Below are 803 nucleotides of genomic sequence, written 5' to 3'. Positions count from 1 at the left end.
TGGCGTACGGATGTCCGGGAGGCTGTACTGGCGGTCTTCAATGAATACCGGGAGTACTTCGGCCAGGAATTCAATTGGACTACCAACCCAAATACCGGCCGTTGGAAAAGTCTGAAGAAGACACCTTACCCCTACCCGGGCGAGTGGCTGTTGGATGTGCCACAGGACGAGGAGTGGGAGTTTGTTTTTCATGGTGGCGAAAAGAAGACAGATGCTTCGGACATAGACTTCGTCTCATTGGGAGGCGGGAAGGCAAGAACCATAGAAGACCATCCTCTCTCCAACCAACGATCGTTGTCATATCTCTATTGCCATTTTCCGATAGATTTCTTTATCGACCGCGACGAAAAACTACCAGATATTTTTAAACGTTGGTGTAGCTTGTTAAACGCTGAGCAAGCATATGCGGGATTTGGATTAGCTATATCTCACGGTTATGAAACTCGTGTAGACCCTTTGGTCTATCAGTTGGGGCAGCGTTTCCCTGGCCTTAATGTCGGCAAAGGAACAACACACTCTCTGTATTTGCTGAGCAGCATCAAATCGCCGGCATGGCTCACTGCCATCTGCCAGCCCTATGTGAATCAACTTGGTGGAGAGGCTGCGTTGCAGGAGGCGTTACCGGATGGTTGGGTGTCACCGTATGACGGCGGTGTGATTATCCAGGCTGGACCCAAGCCTCTGCTGGGTGACCGGGAGCAGGGTCTGGATGTCGCCCCCTATCGACAAGCCGCCCAGGCCTTACGTCCGATTCGTTCAACCAAGCATGGTGGAATAGCCAAGGGCCGCGTGGACGGTCAGAC

General features: G+C 52.4%; 1 protein-coding gene. It reads left to right on the top strand.

Going from position 1 to position 803, the window contains the following annotated elements; all coding sequences use genetic code 11:
- Positions 1–803: type VI immunity family protein (locus tag Q674_RS36995; RefSeq protein ID WP_023009700.1), on the top strand; the 803-nt coding region annotated here is incomplete at both ends.

The sequence above is a fragment of the Marinobacter sp. EVN1 genome (assembly GCF_000475375.1).
GTDB classification, from domain to species: Bacteria; Pseudomonadota; Gammaproteobacteria; order Pseudomonadales; family Oleiphilaceae; genus Marinobacter; species Marinobacter nauticus.
This window is presented reverse-complemented; position numbering and strand designations above follow the sequence as displayed.